At 73.8% G+C, this 21,860-nt stretch carries 15 protein-coding genes and 2 pseudogenes; 5 read left to right on the top strand and 12 right to left on the bottom strand.

Features of this window, described 5'->3' with window-relative positions:
• Positions 1–120: 120 nt before the first annotated feature.
• Both AAFN69_RS29235 and AAFN69_RS29230 read left to right on the top strand, forming a co-directional pair.
• The gene (locus AAFN69_RS29235; protein WP_347731870.1) at positions 121–1,233 is read left to right on the top strand and encodes an aminoglycoside phosphotransferase family protein; all 1,113 of its coding nucleotides are present in this window, start codon (positions 121–123) and stop codon (positions 1,231–1,233) included.
• 195 nt (positions 1,234–1,428) lie between these two features.
• Complete coding sequence (locus AAFN69_RS29230; RefSeq protein ID WP_347731869.1) at positions 1,429–3,654, top strand: terpene synthase family protein; 2,226 nt, start codon at positions 1,429–1,431, stop codon at positions 3,652–3,654.
• An 84-nt stretch (positions 3,655–3,738) separates the two neighbouring features.
• Here the strand turns inward: AAFN69_RS29230 and AAFN69_RS29225 are convergent, their stop codons facing one another.
• On the bottom strand, positions 3,739–4,239 hold the full coding sequence (locus tag AAFN69_RS29225; RefSeq protein ID WP_347731868.1) for a hypothetical protein: 501 nt from the start codon (positions 4,237–4,239) through the stop codon (positions 3,739–3,741).
• 247 nt (positions 4,240–4,486) lie between these two features.
• A pseudogene (locus AAFN69_RS29220) lies at positions 4,487–4,795 on the bottom strand (lipid-transfer protein); the annotation flags it as partial.
• A gap of 291 nt (positions 4,796–5,086) precedes the next feature.
• Here AAFN69_RS29220 and AAFN69_RS29215 point away from each other — a divergent pair.
• Positions 5,087–6,187, top strand: a complete 1,101-nt coding sequence (locus tag AAFN69_RS29215) for an ionic transporter y4hA (protein WP_347731867.1) — start codon at positions 5,087–5,089, stop codon at positions 6,185–6,187.
• A 522-nt stretch (positions 6,188–6,709) separates the two neighbouring features.
• Here the strand turns inward: AAFN69_RS29215 and AAFN69_RS29210 are convergent.
• A pseudogene (locus AAFN69_RS29210) lies at positions 6,710–6,874 on the bottom strand (nitronate monooxygenase); the annotation flags it as partial.
• 180 nt (positions 6,875–7,054) lie between these two features.
• On the opposite strand from AAFN69_RS29210, the gene AAFN69_RS29205 reads away from it, so the two are divergent.
• Positions 7,055–8,902 (top strand): serine hydrolase, encoded by a 1,848-nt coding sequence (locus AAFN69_RS29205; protein WP_347731866.1) that lies wholly within the window; start codon positions 7,055–7,057, stop codon positions 8,900–8,902.
• A gap of 47 nt (positions 8,903–8,949) precedes the next feature.
• Here the strand turns inward: AAFN69_RS29205 and AAFN69_RS29200 are convergent, their stop codons facing one another.
• A complete protein-coding gene (locus AAFN69_RS29200; RefSeq protein WP_347731865.1) occupies positions 8,950–10,491 on the bottom strand; it encodes an NAD(P)/FAD-dependent oxidoreductase in 1,542 nt (513 codons plus the stop codon).
• 64 nt (positions 10,492–10,555) lie between these two features.
• Positions 10,556–12,805: a serine/threonine-protein kinase gene (locus AAFN69_RS29195; protein WP_347731864.1), complete on the bottom strand. Its 2,250-nt coding sequence runs from the start codon at positions 12,803–12,805 to the stop codon at positions 10,556–10,558.
• Between the two features lie 695 nt (positions 12,806–13,500).
• Here AAFN69_RS29195 and AAFN69_RS29190 point away from each other — a divergent pair.
• The gene (locus AAFN69_RS29190) at positions 13,501–14,142 is read left to right on the top strand and encodes a phosphatase PAP2 family protein (RefSeq protein WP_347731863.1); all 642 of its coding nucleotides are present in this window, start codon (positions 13,501–13,503) and stop codon (positions 14,140–14,142) included.
• 34 nt (positions 14,143–14,176) lie between these two features.
• On the opposite strand, the gene AAFN69_RS29185 is transcribed toward AAFN69_RS29190, so the two are convergent.
• The 7 genes from AAFN69_RS29185 to AAFN69_RS29155 are packed head-to-tail and all read right to left on the bottom strand — an operon-like array spanning position 14,177 to position 21,859.
• Positions 14,177–15,502, bottom strand: a complete 1,326-nt coding sequence (locus AAFN69_RS29185; protein ID WP_347731862.1) for a glutamate-1-semialdehyde 2,1-aminomutase — start codon at positions 15,500–15,502, stop codon at positions 14,177–14,179.
• Positions 15,499–16,062 (bottom strand): dTDP-4-dehydrorhamnose 3,5-epimerase, encoded by a 564-nt coding sequence (rfbC, locus tag AAFN69_RS29180; protein ID WP_347731861.1) that lies wholly within the window; start codon positions 16,060–16,062, stop codon positions 15,499–15,501. Before rfbC ends, AAFN69_RS29185 begins: the two co-directional genes overlap by 4 nt.
• Positions 16,059–17,315: a polysaccharide pyruvyl transferase family protein gene (locus tag AAFN69_RS29175; RefSeq protein WP_347731860.1), complete on the bottom strand. Its 1,257-nt coding sequence runs from the start codon at positions 17,313–17,315 to the stop codon at positions 16,059–16,061. The genes rfbC and AAFN69_RS29175 overlap by 4 nt, the downstream gene beginning before the upstream one ends.
• Positions 17,312–18,259: a glycosyltransferase family 2 protein gene (locus tag AAFN69_RS29170; RefSeq protein WP_347731859.1), complete on the bottom strand. Its 948-nt coding sequence runs from the start codon at positions 18,257–18,259 to the stop codon at positions 17,312–17,314. The genes AAFN69_RS29175 and AAFN69_RS29170 overlap by 4 nt, the downstream gene beginning before the upstream one ends.
• Complete coding sequence (locus tag AAFN69_RS29165; RefSeq protein WP_347731858.1) at positions 18,256–19,566, bottom strand: hypothetical protein; 1,311 nt, start codon at positions 19,564–19,566, stop codon at positions 18,256–18,258. The genes AAFN69_RS29170 and AAFN69_RS29165 overlap by 4 nt, the downstream gene beginning before the upstream one ends.
• The gene (locus tag AAFN69_RS29160) at positions 19,563–20,846 is read right to left on the bottom strand and encodes a DUF4910 domain-containing protein (RefSeq protein WP_347731857.1); all 1,284 of its coding nucleotides are present in this window, start codon (positions 20,844–20,846) and stop codon (positions 19,563–19,565) included. The genes AAFN69_RS29165 and AAFN69_RS29160 overlap by 4 nt, the downstream gene beginning before the upstream one ends.
• On the bottom strand, positions 20,834–21,859 hold the full coding sequence (locus tag AAFN69_RS29155; protein WP_347731856.1) for an SDR family oxidoreductase: 1,026 nt from the start codon (positions 21,857–21,859) through the stop codon (positions 20,834–20,836). The genes AAFN69_RS29160 and AAFN69_RS29155 overlap by 13 nt, the downstream gene beginning before the upstream one ends.
• Position 21,860: the final 1 nt, after the last annotated feature.

Raw genomic sequence — 21,860 nt, 5'->3', positions numbered from 1 at the left:
TGTGACGTAGGAACGCGCCACCCCGGCCCGGCGGCGGTCGCACTCCCCAGGGTGCGAATCTCCGCCGGGGCGGGGCGCGCGTACGCAATCTGTCGGCGCACGAAGGGATCTGTCACCCCCATGCACACAGCATCGTCCTCCGTGTCCGCCTCTCACCGGCCGCAGCGCGCCGCCTTCCAGACCGGCACCGGACCGTTCTCCGCACCGTCGTTCCCGAACCGGGCGCGGCGGGCGGCGGTGCCGGCCGGTCAGCCCCTGAGCGGGAGAATCGACTTGTCCGGGGCACAGGGCGCACAGCTGCGGATGGCGGTGGCGGCCGTGCACCGGATCTGCCCGGAGTTCCATCCGGTGCAGGTGCTGCGCCGCAGCGGGCGTTCCGTGCTGATCGTGGGCACCACCGGGCGGGCGACCGCGGTCGCCAAGTGCCTGCTGGACCGCTCACCGGTCTGGACGGAGCGGTTCCAGCACGAAATAGCCGTCTACCGCGCGTTCGTCCGGAACCGCCCGCCGGTGCGGGCGCCGCGGCTGATCGCCGCGGATCCGGAGAACTGCACCCTGGTGATCGAACGGATGCCCGGACGGCCCGCCGCCCTGACCCGGCACCCGGCGGAAGCGCCGCCGCGGGCCGATCTGCGGGCGGTTCTCGGGGCGGTCGGACGGCTCAACAGCTGGCGGCCCCCGGCCGAGCTCTTCGAGCGCCCGCTGGACTACTCGTCCCGGATCTCCCGCTATCACGAGCTGGGGCTCTTCACCGACCGTGACCGGGGGGATCTCCAGAAGCTGCTGCGCGGGCGGGCGTTCGCCGGCGGCGCGCGGGGGATGCAGCAGTTCTGCCACGGTGACGCGCTGCTCTCCAACATCCTCCTGGCACCGACGGGTCCGGTGCTGGTGGACTGGGAGCACGCGGGCTGGTATCTGCCCGGGTACGACCTGGCCACCCTCTGGTCCGTACTGGGGGACGCGCCGGCCGCCCGGCGGCACATCAGCCAGCTGGCCCAGCGGAACGGCCCGGACGAGCGGGACGCCTTCCTGGTGAATCTGATGCTGGTGCTGACCCGGGAGATCCGCACCTATGAGACGGCGGTGCAGCGGACGATGCGCGAGTCCGTGGCCGCCACCGCGACGGCGAGCGGCCTCTCCCCCGGTGAGGAACAGCGGTTGTTACTGCGCCGGCTGCACGACGACTGCGCGCTGGCCCGCCGGGCGGTGCGGGCGGCGGTCGGCACGCGCTGACCCCGCCGGGTCCGGAAGGGGCGGGCGGATCCTGCCATCGGGATCCGTTCGCCCGGCCGGGTGACCCCTCCGGGCCCGAATCCATCCCAGCATTCTGGCGGATTCCATGACTTTTCAGCTGATATGTGTGGCCTGTTCGGGTGATGGGTAGAGCTGCCGCACGAATCCCGTCCCCCTCCGAAAGGCCCTCCGCGCATGGCACAGCCGTTCGTTCTGCCCGACTTCTATGTGCCGTACCCGGCACGCCTCAACCCTCATGTCGGCACCGCCCGGACACACACCCGGGAGTGGGCCAGGGGCATGGGGATGCTGGAGGGGTCCGGCGTCTGGGAGGAGCGCGATCTCGAAGCGCACGACTACGCGCTGCTGTGCGGCTACACCCACCCCGACTGTGACGCGGACGCCCTCTCCCTGGTCACCGACTGGTATGTGTGGGTCTTCTTCTTCGACGACCACTTCCTGGAGATCTTCAAGCGCACCCTGGACCGCGAGGGCGGCAAGGCGTATCTGGACCGGCTGCCCGCCTTCATGCCGCCTGACCCGGCCGAGCCCACACCGGAGCCCACCAATCCGGTCGAGGCGGGGCTGGCGGACCTCTGGGCCCGGACCGTACCGGCGATGTCCCCCGCCTGGCGGGCGCGGTTCGCCGAGTCGACCCGCAATCTGCTGAATGAATCCATCTGGGAGCTCTCGAACATCAACGAGGGCCGTGTCGCCAACCCGGTCGAGTACATCGAGATGCGCCGCAAGGTGGGCGGTGCGCCCTGGTCCGCCGGTCTGGTGGAGTACGCCGCCGGTGCCGAACTGCCCGAGCGGGTGGCGGCCTCCCGGCCGCTGCGGGTGCTCACCGACGCCTTCGCCGACGCCGTGCATCTGCGCAACGACCTCTTCTCGTATCAGCGGGAGGTGGAGGACGAGGGCGAGCTGAGCAATGGTGTGCTGGTGCTGGAGACCTTCCTCGGCTGCACCACCCAGGAGGCGGCCGAGGCCGTCAATGATCTGCTGACCTCACGGCTGCTGCAGTTCGAGAACACCGCGCTCACCGAAGTGCCCCGGCTCTGCGCCGAGGAGGGGCTGTCCCCGGCGGAGTGCGCGGCCGTCGCGCTCTATGTGAAGGGTCTCCAGGACTGGCAGTCCGGTGGCCACGAATGGCACATGCGCTCCAGCCGCTATATGAACGAGGGCCTGGTCGGCGAGGGTTCGATGGCCGATGGTGTGCTCGGGACCTCGGCGCTCAACATCAGAAACCTCTTCGGGCGCCCGGCCGCGCAGCGGCTGCGCGCGCTGACGCATGTTCCGCACCGGAGGGTCGGGCCCTCGCTGCTGCCGGAGTTCGACCTGCCCTTCCCGCTGACCCTGAGCCCGCACCACCGGGACGCCCTGCAGAAATCGCTCCTGTGGGCGGACCGGATGGGGCTGCTGGGTGACATCTGGGACGGCCCGATGCTGCGCGGCTTCGATCTCGCACTCTGCTCCGCCGGGCTCGACCCGGATGCCACCCAGGAGGAGCTGGAGCTCAGCGCGGAGTGGCTGACCTGGGGAACCTACGGCGACGACTACTACCCCAAGGTGTACGGAGTGCCCCGCAATCCGGCCGGGGCGAGGCTGGCCCACGACCGGCTGCTCGCCTGTATGCCGGTCGCCGATCCGGCCGGCGCCCCGTCGGCGGCCGTCAGCCCGATCGAGCGGGCACTCGCGGATCTGTGGGCGCGCACGGCCGGGCCGATGGACGCGAGCGCCCGCCGGCAGCTGCGGGACGCGATCGAACAGATGCTGGAGAGCTGGCTCTGGGAGCTGCACGACCAGACACAGCACCGGGTCCCCGACCCGGTCGACTATCTGGAGATGCGCAGGCTGACCTTCGGCTCGGATCTCACCATGCTTCTCTCCAGGCTGCGCCACCGCGAGGAGCTGCCGGAGGGAGTGCTGCGCAGCGGCACCGTCCAGAGCCTGGAGAACGCGGCCCAGGACTACGCCTGCCTGCTGAACGACCTCTTCTCCTATCAGAAGGAGATCGAGGTCGAGGGCGAGGTCCACAACTCGGTGCTGGTGGTGCAGACGTTCTTCGACTGCGACTATCCGGCGGCGGTCCGCATCGTGGACGACCTGATGCGCGGACGGCTGCGGCAGTTCCTCCATGTGAAGGAAAGCGAACTCCCGCTGCTCTGCGCGGACTTCGCCCTGGACACCGCGGGGCGGGCAGCGCTCGGCGCCTATGTCCGGGAGATCGAGGACTGGCTGGCCGGCATTCTGAACTGGCACCGGACCGTGCGGCGTTACGGCCCTGAGGATGTGCGCTCGGGTGCGGGCACCGTCCGTCCGGGGCAGCGGCCGGCCGGACACGGCTGCGCCTCGGTCCTCGGGCAGCCGACCGGTCTGGGCACGGCGGCGGTCCGGGTGGCGACGATGCGCGCCCGCTGACACCCCTCACCCGGGACCACAGCCGTGTGCCGCGCAGCCGAAGGGGCTGCGCGGCACACGGGAGCGTGGAGCCCGGGAGCGGTGTCAGCCCTGCTGGAAGAGCTCCGCGGGCAGCGGCTTGAGCAGGGCGTAGAGATCGTCCGTGATCGGGCGGTCCCAGCTGGCGATGGTGACCAGCACCTGATCGCTCCGGTCGAACTGCACGCAGGAGATCCGGCTCTCCGAGAGCTTCAGCCGGCGCACGATCAGCAGATTGTCCCCCTGCATCACGGGGACGTCCTCGGTGCCGACGACCTCGACGGGCTCGTCGTTCTCCAGGGCCAGCAGCAGCTGGGCCACCTCGAAGGGGATCTGTCCCTCTTCCAGGTCCCGGGCCGGGGAGCCCTCCGGGAGATTCCCGATGATCATCGCGGGGCCGCGCCCGCCGAAGAGGTCGTACCGCAGAAAGACGCCCTGGCAGGTGCCGTCGGGTGCGGGAAGGAGTCCCGCACCGAGATTCCCGGGCCAGTCCCCCGGATCCATGGCCAGGACGTCGAAGTCCGGGCCCGCGGGTGTGGCGGCGCTGCGGCGGCGGAGGAAGGACATAACGCAATGGTACGGGTCCGGCGCCACTCGGCCGACCCGGGGCCGGGCCGGGAGCGGAACCGGCACGGCGCCGCGCGCCGGTCCCGCCGGTCACCCCGGCGCGGGGTCGGTGGCGACCGGCCACACGGCGGAGAACGGGGCCCCGCCGCCACAGGCATGGCCCCGTACCCTGCGGGCGCCGTCGATCCGGTGCCCGCCCGCGTCACCGCGAACCGGGGCATGCCGGAACTCCGATGGCACGGGTGGGGAGCACCCCGCCCGAGGGGTTGACTCTCACCCTGGAGTCGAGGTTGAGGGCTCGGCGCGGAACCGCTTCCCGGGAGCTGAACGGGGCATGCGGTTCGGCGGTGCCGACGGGCCGGCCGAAGGCCCCGGGGCGCTCGGCGGCGCGCCGGGGGGAGGGCGGTTCGGCGGGGTCGCGCGCTCCGAGGGGGTGCGCCTCGGTGCGATGGTCCATGGCCCGGAACCGGACGGGCCGTTCGCGCCGCACCCGGGCCCGGTCGCCGGCGGCGGGGATCAGCGCCGCGGCGCCGTCGCCGGTGCGCATCGGCCGGATGGGCCGGATGGGCGGGCGCGGACGCCGGAGGGCATCCGGGCACACTGCCCCGGCAGGCCGGCCGGGTACGGGCTCCCCCGCCGGCTGGTGATCGCCGGGGAGACGCGGCGGTCGCCGAGGGGAGAGGCGGACTGCCGCCGGGCAGGGGCGCGGCCGGACCGGGAGGACGGGACCGGCGGCAGCGGCACCCGGAGCCCGGTGACGGGATCCCGGGATCCGCGCGTACCGGAACGGCCCCTGTTGGCTCAGCACCACGCGCGCCGCGCCCCCGCGGCTGGCAGCGTGGCGTCCATGAAGACCGGCACCGCAGCGCTCCGTACGCAGTGGACGACCTGGGTGCCGCTCCTCGCGGTGGTCGCCCTCGCGTTCGGCTGGGGCCGCGAGCTGCCCGGATGGGCCATCGCCCTCATCGGCATCTGCCTCATCGGCGCCGTGCTCTGCGCGGTCCACCACGCCGAGGTCGTCGCCCACCGGGTCGGGGAGCCGTTCGGTTCGCTGGTTCTCGCCGTCGCGGTGACCGTGATCGAGGTCGGTCTGATCGTCACTCTGATGGCCGATGGCGGGGCCAAGGCGTCCACCTACGCCCGGGACACCGTCTTCGCCGCCGTCATGATCACCTGCAATGGGATCGTCGGGCTCTCCGTGCTGGTCGGGGCGCTGCGCAACCGGGTCGCGGTCTTCAACGCCGAGGGCTCCGGCGGCGCCCTGGCGACCGTCTGCACACTCGCCACCATGACCCTGGTGCTGCCGAGCTTCACCACCGGTCACTCCGGCAAGGAGTTCACCGGCGATCAGCTCGCCTTCGCCGCCGGGGCCTCGCTCTGTCTGTACGCGCTCTTCGTCGGCGTGCAGACGGTGCGGCACCGGGACTACTTCCTGCCCGTGCGGACCGATGGGAGCGAGGCGGGGCCGGACGAGCACGCCCCGCCCCCCGGTGACCGGGAGACCTGGTGGAGTGTGGGCCTGCTGCTGGTGGCCCTGGTCGCGGTCGTGGGCAACGCCAAGCTGGTCTCACCGGCGATCGAGAGCGGGGTGGAGTCGGCGGGGCTGCCGAAGACGGTCGTCGGTGTGGTGATCGCGCTGCTGGTGCTCTCCCCCGAGACCCTGGCCGCGGTCCGGGCCGCCCGCCGCGACCGGCTCCAGACCAGCCTCAATCTGGCGTACGGCTCCGCCATCGCCAGCATCGGCCTGACCATCCCGGCCATCGCCCTGGCCTCCATCTGGCTGGAGGGGCCCCTGATCCTGGGCGAGGACGCCACCCATATGGTCCTGCTGGTCCTGACCGCGGTGGTGAGCGCGCTGACCGTGGTGCCGGGGCGGGCGACGCTGCTCCAGGGCGGGGTGCATCTGGTGCTCTTCGCCGTCTTCGTCTTCCTCTCCTTCAGCCCCTGACCGCGCTCGGCGGGGCCGCCCCGCCGGCCTCTCCCCGTACGGCGCACGCGGCCGGCGCCGGTACGAGCCGCCGCCGGGGCAGCGGGGATTCTCGGCGACGGAGCCGACGCTCCGCGGGCGTTCGTACGCCGCCGGCGGCGAGCGCGTCGTCCGGCTCCCGGCCACCGCCCGGATCTCCTCTCCCGGCCGGTGCGCGGAATGCCGGAGACCGCCGCGTCCGCCGCTGCGGGACGGGAGAGCGGGGCCGACGCGGCCCCGGCCGGGGTGGATGCTCACCCCGGCCGAGATGATCAGGCCGTTCCTCCGGTCCCGGAGAGGGAGACAGCCGTCCTCGTACCGGAGGCCGGGGTCGCGACGGTGAAGGAGTCCCCCCTCCGGTTCCGTTCGGTCCCGGCGTCGTCCCGGTGGCGGCGGAAGCCATCGGTGCCCATCCGCGGATGGACCGCGCCCACCTCGCCGGGCGGCAGCCGGGCGCCGTTCTCCCCCGAGGACGGCGATCCCGGTGAGCGGCCGGGCCCCGGGATCGCGGCGGAGTTCACCGGGTCCGGCGCAGCGGACCGCGCCGAGGACGCCCACGCCGCCCGCCCCGCCGATGCCCGCGGCCACGGCCACGGCCACGGCCGGGAACGGTGTGAAGCCGAGGAGGGCGTACTCGATGCCCGGGGATTCGCTCGGCTCCGTCTCCATGGGCGGCGGGCCGCCGCGGCGGAGTGGGCGGGGAAGGACACTTACTGACACAGTGTCAGATCTCTTCGGGAGCGGCCGGCCCCGCGGAGTGGTTGACAGCGTCCCGGTACCGAAAGAAGGTTTCACTGCTGTTCGGAATCTCGAAAGATACTTTCAGATCTGTTCGGAGAGGGGTTGCGGATGAGTGAGGACGCGCCGGGCCGGGGAATCAGCCGCCGGAGAGTGGCCGGTGGGGCGTTCGCGCTGGGCGGGGCGCTGGCGCTGGGGCCGATTCCCTTCGCGGAGGCCGCCGGGGGCGGGGGCGCCGCCGCACCGGAGGGCGGGCACGGGGAGCGGGAGCGGCCGGTGCTCCGGCCCGGATCGCCGGAGCGGGCCGGGCTGATCGCGGCCGAGCTGGACCGGCTCGTCACCGACGCGGAAACGTTCCTGGGGCCCTCGCCGGTGCACCCCTGGTACGCGGGTGCGGTACTGCTGGCCGGGCGCGGCGGGACGGTGGCGCTGCACCGGCCGATCGGCATGGCGGTGCGGTACTCCTCGTACGACGAACGCACCGACACCGCGGTGGAGTTCCCGCCCGACCGGCAGATCGCGATGACGCCGGACACCGTGTTCGACCTGGCGTCCGTCTCCAAGCTCTTCACCTCGATTCTCGCGGTGCGGCGGATCGAGCGGGGGGAGGTGGAGCTGGAGGCTCCGGCCGCCGCGTATCTCCCGGAGTTCGGCGCGGCGGGCAAGGAGAACATCACGGTGCGGCAGCTGCTGACGCACACCTCGGGGCTCCGCGCCTGGATTCCCTTCCACCGCGAGCCGACCCGGGAGGGGAGGCTGCGGATGCTCTGGGACGAGGCCCCGGCCGAACCGCCGGGCTCCGTCTATCTCTACTCCGATCTCAATCTGATCGCGCTTCAGCTGATCCTGGAACGGATCACCGGCCGCCCGCTCGACGCGCTGCTCCGGGACGAGATCACCGCGCCGCTCGGGATGCGCCGGACCCGCTTCAATCCGCCGGCCTCCTGGAAGCCGGGGATCGCCGCCACCGAGGACGCCCGCCCGCCGTGGTCGGGCCTGGACCGGGGCCTGGTCTGGGGCGAGGTGCACGACGAGAACGCCCATGCCTTCGGCGGGGTCGCGGGCCATGCCGGGGTCTTCTCCTGCGCCTGGGACCTGGCGGTCCTCGCCCGTACGCTCCTCAACGGCGGTGTCTACGGCCGGTCCCGGATTCTGCGGCCGGAGTCGGTGGAGCTGCTGTTCACCGACTTCAACACCGCCTTCCCGGGCGATGAGCACGGCCTCGGCTTCGAGCTGTACCAGCACTGGTACATGGGGGCGATGGCCGGGCCGCGCACCGCCGGGCACACCGGATTCACCGGTACCAGCCTGGTGCTCGACCCGGAGTCGGACACCTTCCTGATCGTGCTGGGCAACTCCGTCCATCCAGTGCGGCGCTGGCGGTCGGGCAGCGCGCCCCGGGTCGCCGCCGCCAACCGGCTGGCGCGGGCCGTGCCGGTGCGCCCCCGCCGCGGGCGCGCCGCCTGGTTCTCGGGCATGGCGAGTGCCGCCGAGGCCACCCTCACCCTCCCGGGCCTGGCGCTCCGGGACGCCCCGTCCGCCGCCGGCGCGGGCGGCGGGCCGGTGCTGCGCTGTTCCCTGTGGTGGGACACCGAGCCGGGCGCGGACCGTCTCTTCCTGGAGGGCTCGGCGGACGGCGGGGCGACCTGGCGGCCGGTGGCGTTCACCACGGAACCGGCGGACGGGGAGGACGGAGACGGCGGGACCGAGCACCCGGCGGGCGCGGTGACCGGCTGGTCGGGCCGGGTCTGGCACCGGCTGACGGCGGATCTGTCGGCATGGCGGGGCACGGAACCGCGGCTGCGCTGGCGGTACACCACCGATCAGCGCTACGTGGGGCGCGGTGTGTACGTGGACGCGATCCGGGTGGCGGACCGGGGCCGTACGGTCTTCGACGAGACCCGGCCCCGGGACGCCCGGCGGATCGAGGCACGGGGCTGGACGGTCTCCCCGGACTGACCGGGCGCGGGAGGGCCGGTCCGCCCGGACGGACCGGCTCCCCGCCGTCACCTGCCCAGCGCCGCCATCGCGGCGTTGTGGCCGGGCACCCCGCTGACCCCGCCGCCGCGCGGCGCGCCCGCGCCGCACAGCAGGACATTGGGGTGCGCGGTCTCCACTCCCCAGCGGCCGGTGCCCGGGGAGCCGTCGGCGTACGGGAAGGAGAGGTCCCGGTGGAAGATGTGGCCGCCGGGCATGCGCAGCTCCCGTTCCAGATCGAGCGGGGTTCTGGCCTCGATGCAGGGCCGCCCGTCCGCGTCGGCCGCCAGCAGGCCGGTGATCGGCTCGCCGAGATGGGTGTCGAGCTCGGCGAGGGTGGCCGCGAGCAGCCGTGCGCGGGTGGCGTCGTTGTCGGCGGTGAAGAGCCTGGCGGGGGTGTGCAGTCCGAAGAGGGTCAGGGTGTGGTGGCCGCTCTCGGCGAGCGAGGGACCGAGGATCGACGGGTCGGTCAGGGAGTGGCAGTAGATCTCCGAGGGCGGTGCGCCGGGCAGCCGACCGGAGGCGGCCTCCCGGTGGGCGGCGGCCAGTTGCCCGTATCCCTCGGAGACATGGAAGGTCCCGGCGAAGGCGTCGCGCGGATCGACGGTGCGGTCGCGCAGCCGGGGCAGCCGCCGCAGCAGCATGTTCACCTTGAACTGCGCGCCCTCCGGGGCGGGTGCCGGCGGCTCCTCGCCGAGCAGGGCCGCGAGTTCCGCCGGGGCGGCGTTCACCAGGACCCGGCGGGCGGCGACCGTGCCCTCGCCGGCGGCCGACCGGTGGGTGATCTCGGCCCGGGTGCCGTCGGTTTCCAGCCGGATGGCCTCATGGCCGGTCACGATCTCGGCTCCGGCGGCCAGCGCGGCCGACGCCAGGGCGTCGGTGAGTGCGCCCATCCCGCCGACCGGCACGTCCCAGTCCCCGGTGCCGCCTCCGATGACGTGGTAGAGGAAGCAGCGGTTCTGGGCGAGGCCGGGGTCATGGGCGTCGGCGAAGGTGCCGATCAGCGCGTCGGTGAGCACCACGCCCCGGACCAGGTCGTGGGAGAACCGCTGCTCGATCACCCGGCCGACGGGTTCCTCGAACAGCGCCCGCCAGGCGGTCTCGTCGTCGATCCGGGCCCGCAGTCCGGCCCGGGTCGGCAGCGGTTCGGTCAGGGTCGGGAAGACCCGCTCGGCGACGCGCGCGGTCATCGCGGAGAACTCGCGCCAGGCCGCGTACTCGCTCTCGCCGCCGGTGAGCCGGGCGAAGGAGGCGCGGGTGCGCCCTTCGCCCACCAGCAGCCCGCCGGTGCCGTGCGGGGTGTAGGAGGAGATCCGCCGCTTCCGCACAGAGAAGCGGAGTCCGAGATCCCGGATGATCCGGGGCGGCAGCAGGGAGACCAGGTAGGAGTAGCGGGAGAGCCGGGCGTCGATCCCGGCGAAGGGGCGGGTGGAGACCGCCGCTCCCCCGGTGGCCGCCGAGCGTTCGAGAACCAGGACGGTCCGTCCGGCGCGGGCCAGATAGGCGGCGGCGACCAGGCCGTTGTGGCCGCCGCCGATGATCACGACATCGTACGAAGGGTGTACGGGCATGGCCCGAACATAACCGCCGCCGGCGGAGCCGAACCGTCCGGCGGAAAACCGCCGCTCCGCCGGGTCACTCCCCCGGGCGGCGGGCGGCGCCCCGGGTTCCCCGGCGTTCGCGCAGCGCGGCGACCCGGCGGTAGAGCTCCACCGCCTCGGAGTGCCGTCCCAGCTGCTCCAGACAGTGGGCCTCGTCATTGCGGCTGGCCAGCGCCTCGGGATGGTCCAGTCCGAACAGCCGCTCGCGGGCCTCGGCGACCCGGCCGTAGAGGGTGAGCGCCTCCGCCCAGCGGCCGAGCCAGCCGAGCCCGACCGCGATCTCGCGCCGGCTGACCAGGGTGTCGGGATGGTCCGGGCCGAGGACGCGTTCCCGGGCCTCGCCGACGGCGCGGGCCTCGGCCAGCGCCTCCTCCCAGCGGACGAGGCGGCCCAGATTCACCCCCACGCCGTGCCGGGCCCGGAGCGTCTCGGGATCCTCCGGGCCGTGCACCCGGGTGCGGTCCTCGACCAGCCCCAGATACAGCTCCAGGGCCTCGGCGCTGCGGCCCAGCCGCCCGAGGCTTATCCCCACCTCGTACCGGGTGGCCAGGGTGTCGGGATGGTCGGCGCCCAGGGCGCGGGTACGGGCGGCCGCGACCTCCCGGTAGGTCGCCAGCGCCTCCGTCCAGCGGCCCAGCTGCCCCAGGGCGTAGGCCACCTCGTAGCGGGTCACGAGGGTGTCGGGGTGGTCGGCGCCCAGGACCCGGGCGCGGGCCGCCGCGACCTCGCAGGCCATCCGGAAGGAGTCCTCCAGCCGTCCCAGTCTGCTCAGATTGAAGGCGAGATTGTGGCGGCAGCGCAGGGTGTCGGGATGGTCGGCGCCCATGGTGCGCTCCCGGGCCGCGAGGACGGCGGCATACACCTCGTTGGCCTCGAAGTGGCGGCCGAGTCTGCCGAGGACGTACGCGGACTCCTGGCGGGCGGCCAGGGTGTCGGGATGGTCGGGGCCCAGTGCCTGCTCCCGGCCCCGGGCGACCCGGCCGAACTCGCGGAGCGCGTCCTCGGAACGCCCGGTGCGGCTCAGGGTGAAGCCGATCTCGTACCGGCTGGCGAGGGTGTCGGGGTGGTCGGGGCCGAGGGCGTGCTCGCGTTCGGCGGCGACCGCGCGGTGCACCTCGCCGGCCTCCTCCCAGCGGCCGAGGCGGCCGAGGCTGAGCCCGGCGCTGTGGCGTCCGGCGAGGACGGCGAGCACCTCGGGGGACGGGGCGGGCCGCTCCCTCCCGGTCCGGGCCGGCGGGACCGCCGCGGCGCGCGGGTCGATGCCGGTGGTCCACTCGCCGGTCAGTCCGGCCGTGTGGTCGGGGAGCACGGTCCGCAGCGCGGTGCCCAGGGCCTTGTGACCGCCCGTCATCCCGCGGGTCCAGGCGGGCAGCCGGGGCTCGGCGGGCGCCGTGCCGGGCAGCCCGCCGAGCGGCGCGGGCAGGGTGGGCCGGAGCCGGCCGTCGGAGCGGATCCGGCGGCGCAGATGCTTGGCGTCGTCGGGCCGCCCGTCCGGGGTCTTGGCGAGCAGGTCGAGGACGAGCCGCTCGAAGTGGCCGGGGATGTCGTCCCGGTGGGAGCTCAGCGGCCGGGGCTCGGTGTCGCGGTGTCCCACCAGGACGGACCAGGCGTCCTCGTGGTCGAAGGGCGGTACGCCGGTGGCGATCTCGTACAGCACACAGCCCAGGGAGTAGAGGTCGCTGCGGTGGTCGATCTGGCCGCCGCCGATCTGTTCGGGCGACATGTAGTGCGGGGTGCCCATGGCGATGCCGACACCGGTGAGCTTGGCGGAGAGGCCGATGTCCGCGCCGAGGCGGGCGATGCCGAAGTCGCAGATCTTCACCGCGCCGTCGGTGAGTCTCATGATGTTGGCGGGCTTCAGATCCCGGTGGATGATGCCGCGTTCATGGGTGTAGGCGAGGGCGTCGGCGACCTGCTCGGCGATGTCGATGATCTCGGGCACCGCCAGCGGGCGCTGCTGGTTCTCCTCCAGGAGCTGGCTGAGATTGCGGCCCTCCAGGAGCTCCATCACCAGATAGAGGACTCCTTCGTACTCCCCGAAGTCGTGGACGACGGTCACCCCCCGGTGCTGGAGGGCCGCGGCGACGCGGGCCTCCCGGCGGAACCGCTCCCGCAGCACGGTGGTGAAGGAGGTGTCGTGCTGGAGTCCCATGGGTTTGAGGCATTTGACCGCGACGCGCCGCCCGAGCGACTCGTCCACCGCGCTCCACACCTCGCCCATGCCCCCGCGCCCGATGACTTCGAGCAGCCGGTACCGGCCCTGGATCAGCCTGGATTCCGCCATCGCCTGCTGTCGCCCCCGTCGTTGTGCTCCGCCCTCCCCGGCCCGTCCAGTATGGCCTCCTGTCTGCGCGGTTTGTACGGGATGGGCCGGGCCGCGGGGACGAGTCCCGTCAGCGCCGCCCGGACGCGCCGCGACACGGCCCCGGGGGGCTCGCCGACGGGCCCGGGCGGGCGGGAGCGGCGGGCCGCGAGGGCATGCGCGGGCGGCGCTGCAGGGGCGTTTTCCAGCCGGACTCCAGCGGGACTCCAGCCGGATCGCGGGCGATTCCGGGCGGGTCGCCGTACGGCAGCGGGCACTGGGAGTGCCCGCTGCCGTACGGCGGGACGATCCGGGGCCTCGGTCCGCCGGGGGCCGGCGGGCGGACCGCCCGACGGCCGGATTCCGGGACCCGTTCTTGGCTAGGGTGGCGGGTGGTACTGATTTCCGATGCCCCCGGCCGGGTGACGGACCGGCCGGCGGGGCCGGACACGACGGGGGGCTCGCTGGTGACGACGGGGCGAGGACGGCGGCCGGCGTCACCGGCCGGGAGCGGATCCGGGGAGCCCGGTGCCCGGCGCGGCGGCGCGGCCCGTACGGCGGCGGACGGTTCCCCGGAGCACGGCCACACGGGAACGGCGGGTGACACGACGTCATCGGCGCCCCGCGGCGAGGGCGGGACATCCGATGTCCGCCGGGAGCCGGCCGGCGGCGGACGGGTGAGAGGCGCGACGCCCGCCGTGCTGCCCCCGCCGCTGCGCGCGTGGCTCGGGCTGATCGCGGTCCTCGGTGCGCTGACGGCCTTCGCGGTCGGGGTGCTGTACGCCGGCCACAGCCTGCCCGGCGCGGTGGACGCCCGGCTCCAGCCGTCGCCCGAAGGTGTGCCGCCGTCGTGGCGGCGCGCCGCTCTGGCCGTGGACTTCCTGGGCGAGCCCGCCGGAGCGGCGGCGCTGGTCGCCGCCGTCGCGGCGGTCTGTCTGCTGCTCCGGCGGCCCCGCGCGGCGGTGCTCGCCCTCGCCGGCACCGGCCTCACCGTGGCGGCGACCAAGCTGATCAAGCCCCTGGCGGGACGCACCATCAACGGCGAGCACCTGTCCTATCCGAGCGGGCACACCGCCTTCCTCACCGCCCTCGCCCTCGTGGTGGCGCTGCTCGCGGCCGGCCGGCCCGGACTCGGCAGGGCGGCCGGGACCTCACTCGTACTCGCCGCGGCGCTGGTCGCCGGCGCCGCCATGGGCTGGGCGCAGGTGGCTCTGGGCGCGCACTACCCGAGCGATGCCCTCGGCGGCTGGTGCACCGCGCTGGCCGTGACGCCGACGACCGCCTGGCTGATCGACCGGACGGCCGGCCGGCGCCCCTGACGCCGGCTCACGCCCCGGCACCGCCGGCACCGGCTCACACCCGGCGCCGGAAGACCGGCTTCACCGGCCTTCCGCCCAGCCAGGGAGTGGGATCGGCGGCGTCCAGCGCCTTCCGGTACACCGCGCATGCCTCGGCGACCGTCTCGACGGTGTGGTCGATGTCGGCGTCGTCGAGCGCGCTGCTCACCACGAACGACGGGGCGAGCACCCCGCCCGCGAGGAGCCGGCGCAGGAACAGGGTGCGGTACGGCTGCGACGGCAGCAGATTCTCGTCGAGGGTGGCGAAGACCAGATTGCTGGCCCGGCCCCGGACGACGATGTGGTCGCCGACACCCATGCCGGCCGCGGCCTCGCGGACACCGGCGGCCAGCCGCTCGCCGAGGGCATGCAGCCGCGCGGTGACACCCTCCTCGGTGTAGGTGGTGAGCACGGCCATCGCCGCGGCCAGTGAGTGGGTTTCCGCGCCGTGGGTGGTGGAGAGCAGGAACACCCGGTCGCCGGAGTGGCGCAGCCCGCCCAGCTCCATCAGCTCCCGGCGGCCGGCCAGCGCGGAGACGGCGAACCCGTTGCCCAGCGCCTTGCCGAAGGTGGAGAGGTCGGGGACGACTCCGTACAGGCCCTGGGCGCCCGCCTCGGACCAGCGGAAGCCGGTGATCATCTCGTCGAAGACCAGTACACAGCCGTGCCGGTCGGCCAGTTCGCGCAGACCGGCGAGGTATCCGGGCGGCGGCTCGGTGTGGCCGGCGGGTTCGAGGATCAGACAGGCGATCTCGTCCCGGTGGCGGGTGAGCAGTTCCTCGGTGGCGGCCAGGTCGCCGTAGGGGAAGGCCACGGTGAGTTCGGTGGCCGAGTCCGGGACACCGGCGGACATCGGGGTGGTGCCGATGAACCAGTCGTCGACGGAGAAGAACGGATGGTCGCCGCAGATGGCCACCCGGGAGCGCCCGGTGGCGGCGCGGGCGAGGCGGACCGCGGCGGTGGTGGCGTCGGAGCCGTTCTTCGCGAACTTCACCATCTCGGCGGTCGGCACGGTGGCCAGGAAGCGTTCCGCGGCCTCGACCTCCAGGACGGAGGGCCGGACGAAGTTGGCGCCCCGGCCGAGTTCCCGCCGCACCGCCTCGGTCACACGCGGATGGGCGTGGCCGAGGCTGACCGACCGCAGGCCGGAGCCGTACTCGACATAGCGGTTGCCGTCGATGTCCCACACATGGGCGCCCCGGCCGTGGCTGATGACCGGGGCCAGGTTCTCGGGGTACTGGTCGTCGCCCTTGGCGTAGGTGTGCGCGCCCCCGGGGATCAGGGCGTGCAGCCGCTCGTTCGCCTGCCGCGACCGGGGCAGGCTGAACTCTTCGGTGTTCAAGCGGGCCTCACTTCTTCCTTGCGCCGCAGGACCTCGGCGAGGCTCGGTGCCTCCCGGTCCCGCGCGGACATCGAGGTGGCCGGAAGCGGCCAGGGAATGGCGAGCTCCGGGTCGTCGAAGGCGATCGTCACGTCCTCGGCCGGATCGTGCCGGCGGTCGATCCGGTAGGAGGTGTCGGCGGTCTCGGTCAGCGCCTGGAAGCCGTGCGCGCACCCCGCCGGGATGTAGAGGGTCCGCTGTGTCTCGCCGCAGAGCTCGAAGAAGGCCGTGTTGCGGTGGGTGGGCGAGTCCGCCCGCAGATCCACGACGACATCGAAGATCCTCCCGTACGAGCACCGCACCAGCTTCGCCTCGCCGGCTCCGGAGCGCAGATGCAGACCGCGCAGCACCCCCCGGGCCGAGCGGGACACGCTGTCCTGGACGAAGGCGTCCGGGTCGAGGCCCACCGAGCGGATCACATCGGCGTCGAAGGTGCGGCAGAAGAAGCCGCGTTCGTCGGCGAACCGCGCCGGCTCGAAGAGATACGCGCCGGATATCTCCGGGATCGGGGTCGCTTTCACGGTGTCTCCCGCAGGGCGTGGGTGGGGGTGGGGGTCCGTCCGGCCGCCGGGGAGGGCGGGAACACGGCCTCGGTCAGAGCGGTGAAATGCTCCTCCAGGCCGCGGGCGGCGGCCAGATTGCGCTCGGCGAGGGTCCGGCGCAGCTCCGCCGATCTCCGCTCCAGCGACCGGAACTGTTCGAGCAGCCGGCCGGGGTCGACCTCGCGGGCCGGGTGGCAGTACTCGTCCAGCCCCATCCGGGCCATCAGCGCGTCGCTCTTCGCCGCGTAACTGAGCGCGAGTGCGGGTGTGCCGGCCTTCAGCGCGCAGATCAGATTGTGGTAGCGGGTCGCCACCACGGTGTCGGCCGCCGCCGCCTCCCGCATCAGGTCGGCCAGCGAGGCCGCCCCGGCGGCGGTGACCAGCGGCGAGTCGACCGCTTCGAGGATCGCGTCGACCACCGCCCCGTCGGCCTCGTCACCGGTGAGCAGCCGGACCGGCCTGCCCTCCTCCGCCAGCGCGCGGACGAAGCGGATCGTCCCGTCGAGATAGCGGCGGTGGATCTCCCCGGCCCGGGCGCGGTCGTCGTCGCCGCCGTGGAAGTCCATCACCCCCACACAGACCGGGCCCGGCGGACCGCTGCGGGGCGCGCTCGCCGGCGGGGCCGGCAGGGAGAACGCGAGGTCCGGACAGACCTCGTCGCGCGCGGTGTCCACCCCCATCGCCCGTATCGCGTCGCGGGACTGCTCGTCCCGGTACGACCGGTACGCGGCCAGCCGCGCCGACCAGCGCACCAGGGCCCGGGTGGGCCGGCTGCCGATCGCGGCGGCACCGACCCCGACCAGCGCGACCCGGGTGCCGAACAGCCGGCCGGCGGCGCAGAGCAGGAAGAGGGAGTACGGGAAGCCCCACGGCCGCAGCGGCAGGGTGGCCTCCAGCACGCCCATGCCCGGCACGATCACCACATCGTGCCGGCGCACCCAGGCGGCGGTGCGGAAGACGTCGGCGAGTTTGCCCACTCCCTTCCCCGCGATGGCGCCCGCCCGCGAAGCGGTCCGGTACTCCCCCCGGTACCAGTGCAGCCGCGTGGCGGGGATCCCGTACCGGGCGGTGACGACCCCGGGGCCGCCGCACAGCGCGTCCACGGCCGCCTCCGGGTGCGCGGCGCGCAGATATCCGAGCACCGCCTCCAGCGAGCCGTCGTTGCCGAGGTTGCCGGAGCCCAGCAGGCCGAATACCCCGACGCGCACCGGGTTGCCGTTCGCGGAGCTCATGACCGGCCGCCCTCGCGGCCGGCCACGAGGGCGTCGACGGAGACGGTGAGACGGGCCGGGTCGACCGGGGCGCGGTCCTCGACCCGCTCGCCGGCGCCCGGCCGCGCCCGGCTGGCCAGCCACGCGGCCAGGTGGCGGTGGCATTCGCGCCGGTCGGCCGGGGAGAGCGGCGCCCGCCGGATGGCCGAGACGAAGCCCCAGACGTACTCGGCGAGCAGCCGGGGCGTCGGGTGCAGCGGTCCCGCCCGGCGGGGGTCCAGATTGACGCACCGGGAGCGCTTGCCGGGGTTGGCCCGCTCGGCGCGGGTGGGGTGGTCGCGGCGGAAGTAGAGCAGCTCGGGCACCTGGTGGAAGGGCCCGTGCAGACCGATCTCGGCGACGAAGGTGCGGTCGGCGTGGTGGTAGCTGTCGTGGGGCTTCACCCGGCGCAGCACATCGGCCCGCATCACCCCGTAGAAGTCGTCGCCGCCGGGCTCGAAGAGCATGCTGCGGAAGCGCTCCGGCGCGCGCGGCGAGTCGGTGGCGAGCGCGTACTCGTACGGCACCTTCACCCGGCCGTCGGCGTCGATGACGGCCTGGCCGCTGTGGGCGAGGATCATCCCGGGCCGCTCGTCCAGCGCCTCCACACAGCGCCGCAGCAGGTCCCGGGCGTACAGATCGTCGTGCGAGGCCCATTTGAAGAGCTCGCCGCGGCATTCGGTGAACACGTAATTGTGGTTGGGGGCGGCGCCGATGTTCCGGGGCAGCCGGATGTACCGGATGCGCGAGTCCCGCTCGGCGTACCGCCGGCAGATGTCCCGGGTCCCGTCGGTCGAGGCGTTGTCGGAGACGACCAGCTCGAAATCCTCGTACGTCTGGCCGAGCAGGGCGTCGAGCGCCTCGGCGAGGTACTCCTCGCCGTTGTACACGGGCAGGCCGATGCTCAGCCTGGGAACGGTGGTCATGACGTCCTCACTTCACGGATGGAGTCGCGGTCGCGCTCGCGCAGCGCGGCCCGCAGTTGCAGCCACCACACGGCCGAGCCGCTCAGCGTGGCGGCGGCCACGCCCCAGGCCGAGCCGACGGTGCCGCCCAGGGCCGCCCCGCCGAGCCCGCCGGCGACGTAGCAGGTGGAGGCGAACAGTTGGCAGCGCAGGCTGCGCCGGGCCGCCGCGAGGGCGCGCAGCCCGGCCGCGGCGCCGACGCCGAGGCCGGCGCCCGCGACGCCGAGCGTGGCCGGCACGATGAGTTCCGAGGCGGCGTGCCAGACACCGCCGAGGACCAGCTCACCGGCCCGGTCGGGCACCAGCAGCAGTGCCGCGCCCCAGATCAGGGCGGCGACGGCCTGTCCGCCGCCGAGCAGCAGGCAGAACTGGCGCAGCCGGTGCGGGGCCTGCCGCAGCACCCGGGCCGCCTCGGCCACGGTGACCAGCGACAGGCCCATCAGCACGGCGAGGAACGGGCCGAGCAGGAGCTCGGCGCCCCGGACCACGCCCACCGCGCTGACCCCGACGATCAGGCCGAGGCCGTACGCGCGGAGCTGGGCCGCGCCGCTGACACCGACGTTCTCGACCAGATACCGGTAGCCGAGGTCGCGGTGGTCGCGCAGCCACCGGCGCACGCCGGCCGGGCGGGGCAGGATGCCGGACTGGAGGCAGCCGTACCCGGCGGCCACCGCGGCGGCGGCCCCCCAGGCGAGTACGAAGGCGGCCACACTGCCCGCCCGGGCCGCCACCACCATGGCCGGGATGAGCGCGACGCCCCCCAGGAGGTCGTTGGCGAAGGCCTTCCGGCCGGTGCCGGCGGCGAAGAAGGAGAACCGCCAGGCGTCCTGGAGCAGCAGCGCGGGCAGGACGGCACCGAGGGCGGCGAAGGCGGACCCCACACCGCCGCCGATGCCGAGACCGGCCGCCAGGCACACCGTGCCGACGGCGGCGCCGACGCAGAGCGAGGTGCCCGACGCGCGGGCCGCCGCCGTGCGCCAGGAGTCGGCCGGCACCCCGCTGAAGCGCACCATCAGCGGGTCGGTGGCGACTCCGCGGGAGACGCTGAGCACCACGCCGTAGGTCACCCAGGCCAGGCTGAACACGCCGAAGGCGGCCAGTCCCAGCGAGCGGGCGACATAGATGCCCACCGCGAAGTTGGTCATGCTGCAGACCGCCTGGTCGGCCAGTCCCCAGGACAGCCGCCCGGCCAGAGCACGCTTCGCGGCCGGCCCGGCGGGGGCGGCCGGCGCCGTCGCCTTCTCCCTCCCGGCGGACATCGGCGTCATGCCTTGATCAGCCCGGCGCCGTGCAGGGCGTCGGCCGCGGCGGCGACGGTGTCGAACGGCAGCCCGGACCGCTCGGCGACATCCAGCAGACCGTGCTCCCCGTCGGAGAGGCTGAGCACCCACAGCATGGCCATCTGTGCCTGCTTGGCGTCGCTGCGCCCGCCGAGCGATTCGTACAGCCCCCGCCGGCCCAGCTGTGGTTCGCCGTGCGGGCTGAGGTTGAGATACCGCCGGTTGCGGTCCAGCACGGCGAACGCCTCACGGCAGACGGCGAGGGTGTCGGCCATCGCCTCCGCGGTGACGAAGTCCGGGTTGTCCCCCGAGGTGTGGTACTCGGGATAGCCGGCGTACGGGGTGCGGCTGAGCGAGCCCACCCCGAGATCGAATCCGGGCGAGCAGAACTGCCGCTCGTCGTAGCCGTACGGGGTGAACTCATTGATCCGGTGCGGGCGTTCGGAGGTACCGAGGACATGGCGCATCACCCGGTCGATCTCCGCGTCGCCGCGTCTGCTCCGCTTGTACGTCAGCTCGCCCCGGTCGCCGGCGCAGGCCAGCACGAGGCCGTGCCTGACCCGCTCCACCCGCTCCCGGTTGCGGGCCAGCCAGGTGATCGCCCCGATGGTGCCGGGCGCGAAGAGGAACCGGTAGGTGTAGTGGGGCTTCTCCTCGGCCAGCGCCCGGGCCAGGAAGACCGCCACCGCGATGCCGGCCAGATTGTCGTTGGCCAGCGACGGATGGCAGACATGGCAGGAGACGATCACCTCGTCGGCGACCCGGCCGGGGATCACGTGCTCGGCGTAGGTGAGATGGCCGTCGGCGAGGGTGGAGTCGATGCGGACCTCGTACTCACCGTCCGGCAGCGCGTCCAGGGTCTCCTGGGACAGGCAGAACCCCCAGTCCGGCTGGTAGTAGCTGGTGCGGTAGGGCACCAGGGACGGCTGGTCGGGCAGGGTGTGCAGATGGGCGCGCAGCTCGGCCAGGGGCATGGTCGCCGACACCGGCAGGCTGTAGCCGAGCACATGGAGGCTGGACTCGGCGAAGTCGACGACCCGTCCGCCGGCGGCGTCGGCGATGTACGCGTCCCGGATGTTCCACTCCTGCGGCACCGTCCAGTCGAGCACCTGTGTCCCGGTCGGCACCTCGTGCACCCGCAGCGGAATGTACTCGCCGACGATGTCCAGGGTGGCGCGCACGCCGTCGCCGGTGATGCTCCGGCAGAGCGGGTACAGCCGCCGCACCAGCTCGTGCATCCGCTCGCCGGCCGCGGTCATCGGCGCCACCGCAGGGTGTCGTCGACGGTGCCGGCCTCGGACGCCGCGCGCAGCACGGCCAGCCGGGTGAAGCGCCGGTCGAAGTCCTCCTTGGTCAGTCCGTGTTCCCGGTAGGCGTCGGCGAGTTCGAGCGCGCCCCGCTTCACCGTCCACTCGCAGTCGAAGCCGGGCAGCGCGGCGCGGAACCGGGAGAAGTCCACCCGGTAGGAGCGCGGATCGGCGCCGTTCTCGCCGGTGATGACCACACGGGAGCCGGAGACCGCCTCGGCGACCTGCGCGGCGATCTCGGCGACCGTGACATTGTTGATCTCGCTGCCGATGTTGAACGCCCGGTCGTGCACCGCCTCCCGGGGCGCGGCCAGCGCGGCCGAGAAGGCGCGGGCGATGTCGGCGGCGTGCACCAGCGGGCGCCAGGGGGTGCCGTCGGAGAGCACCAGCACCTCGCCGGAGAGCAGTGCGTGGCCCACCAGATTGTTCAGCACGATGTCGGCGCGGAGCCGGGGCGAGTAGCCGAAGGCGGTGGCATTGCGCATGTACACCGGGGTGAAGTCCCCGTCGGCCAGTGCGTGCAGATCGTCCTCCACCCGCACCTTGGACTCGGCGTAGGGGGTCACCGGGCGCAGCGGGGCGTCCTCGGCCACCAGGTCGTCACCGCCGGCGGCACCGTAGACGGAGCAGGTCGACGCGTACAGAAAGCGCCGCACCCCGGCGTCCCTGGCGAGCCGGGCCAGCCGTACGGAGGCGTGGTGGTTGATGTCATAGGTGAGGTCGGGCGCCAGCGCTCCCAGCGGGTCGTTGGAGAGCGCGGCCAGGTGGATCACCGCGTCCACCCCCGCCACGTGTTCGGCCGTGACGTCACGCAGATCCACCCGGTGCCCCGGCGGGTCGGCGGGCGGCGGGCCCAGCACGGAGCCGGCGAAGAGGCCGGAGTCCAGTCCGACGACCTCGTGTCCGGCTTCCGCCAGGATCGGGGCCATCACGGTGCCCAGGTAGCCCTGATGTCCGGTCAGCAGTACGCGCAAG

Origin of the sequence: Streptomyces sp. CAU 1734, from assembly GCF_039888735.1 — a bacterium.
Classification (GTDB): Bacteria; Actinomycetota; Actinomycetes; order Streptomycetales; family Streptomycetaceae; genus Streptomyces.
Note: the sequence above shows the minus strand (reverse complement) of the source record. Positions and strands in the feature narration are given on the sequence as shown.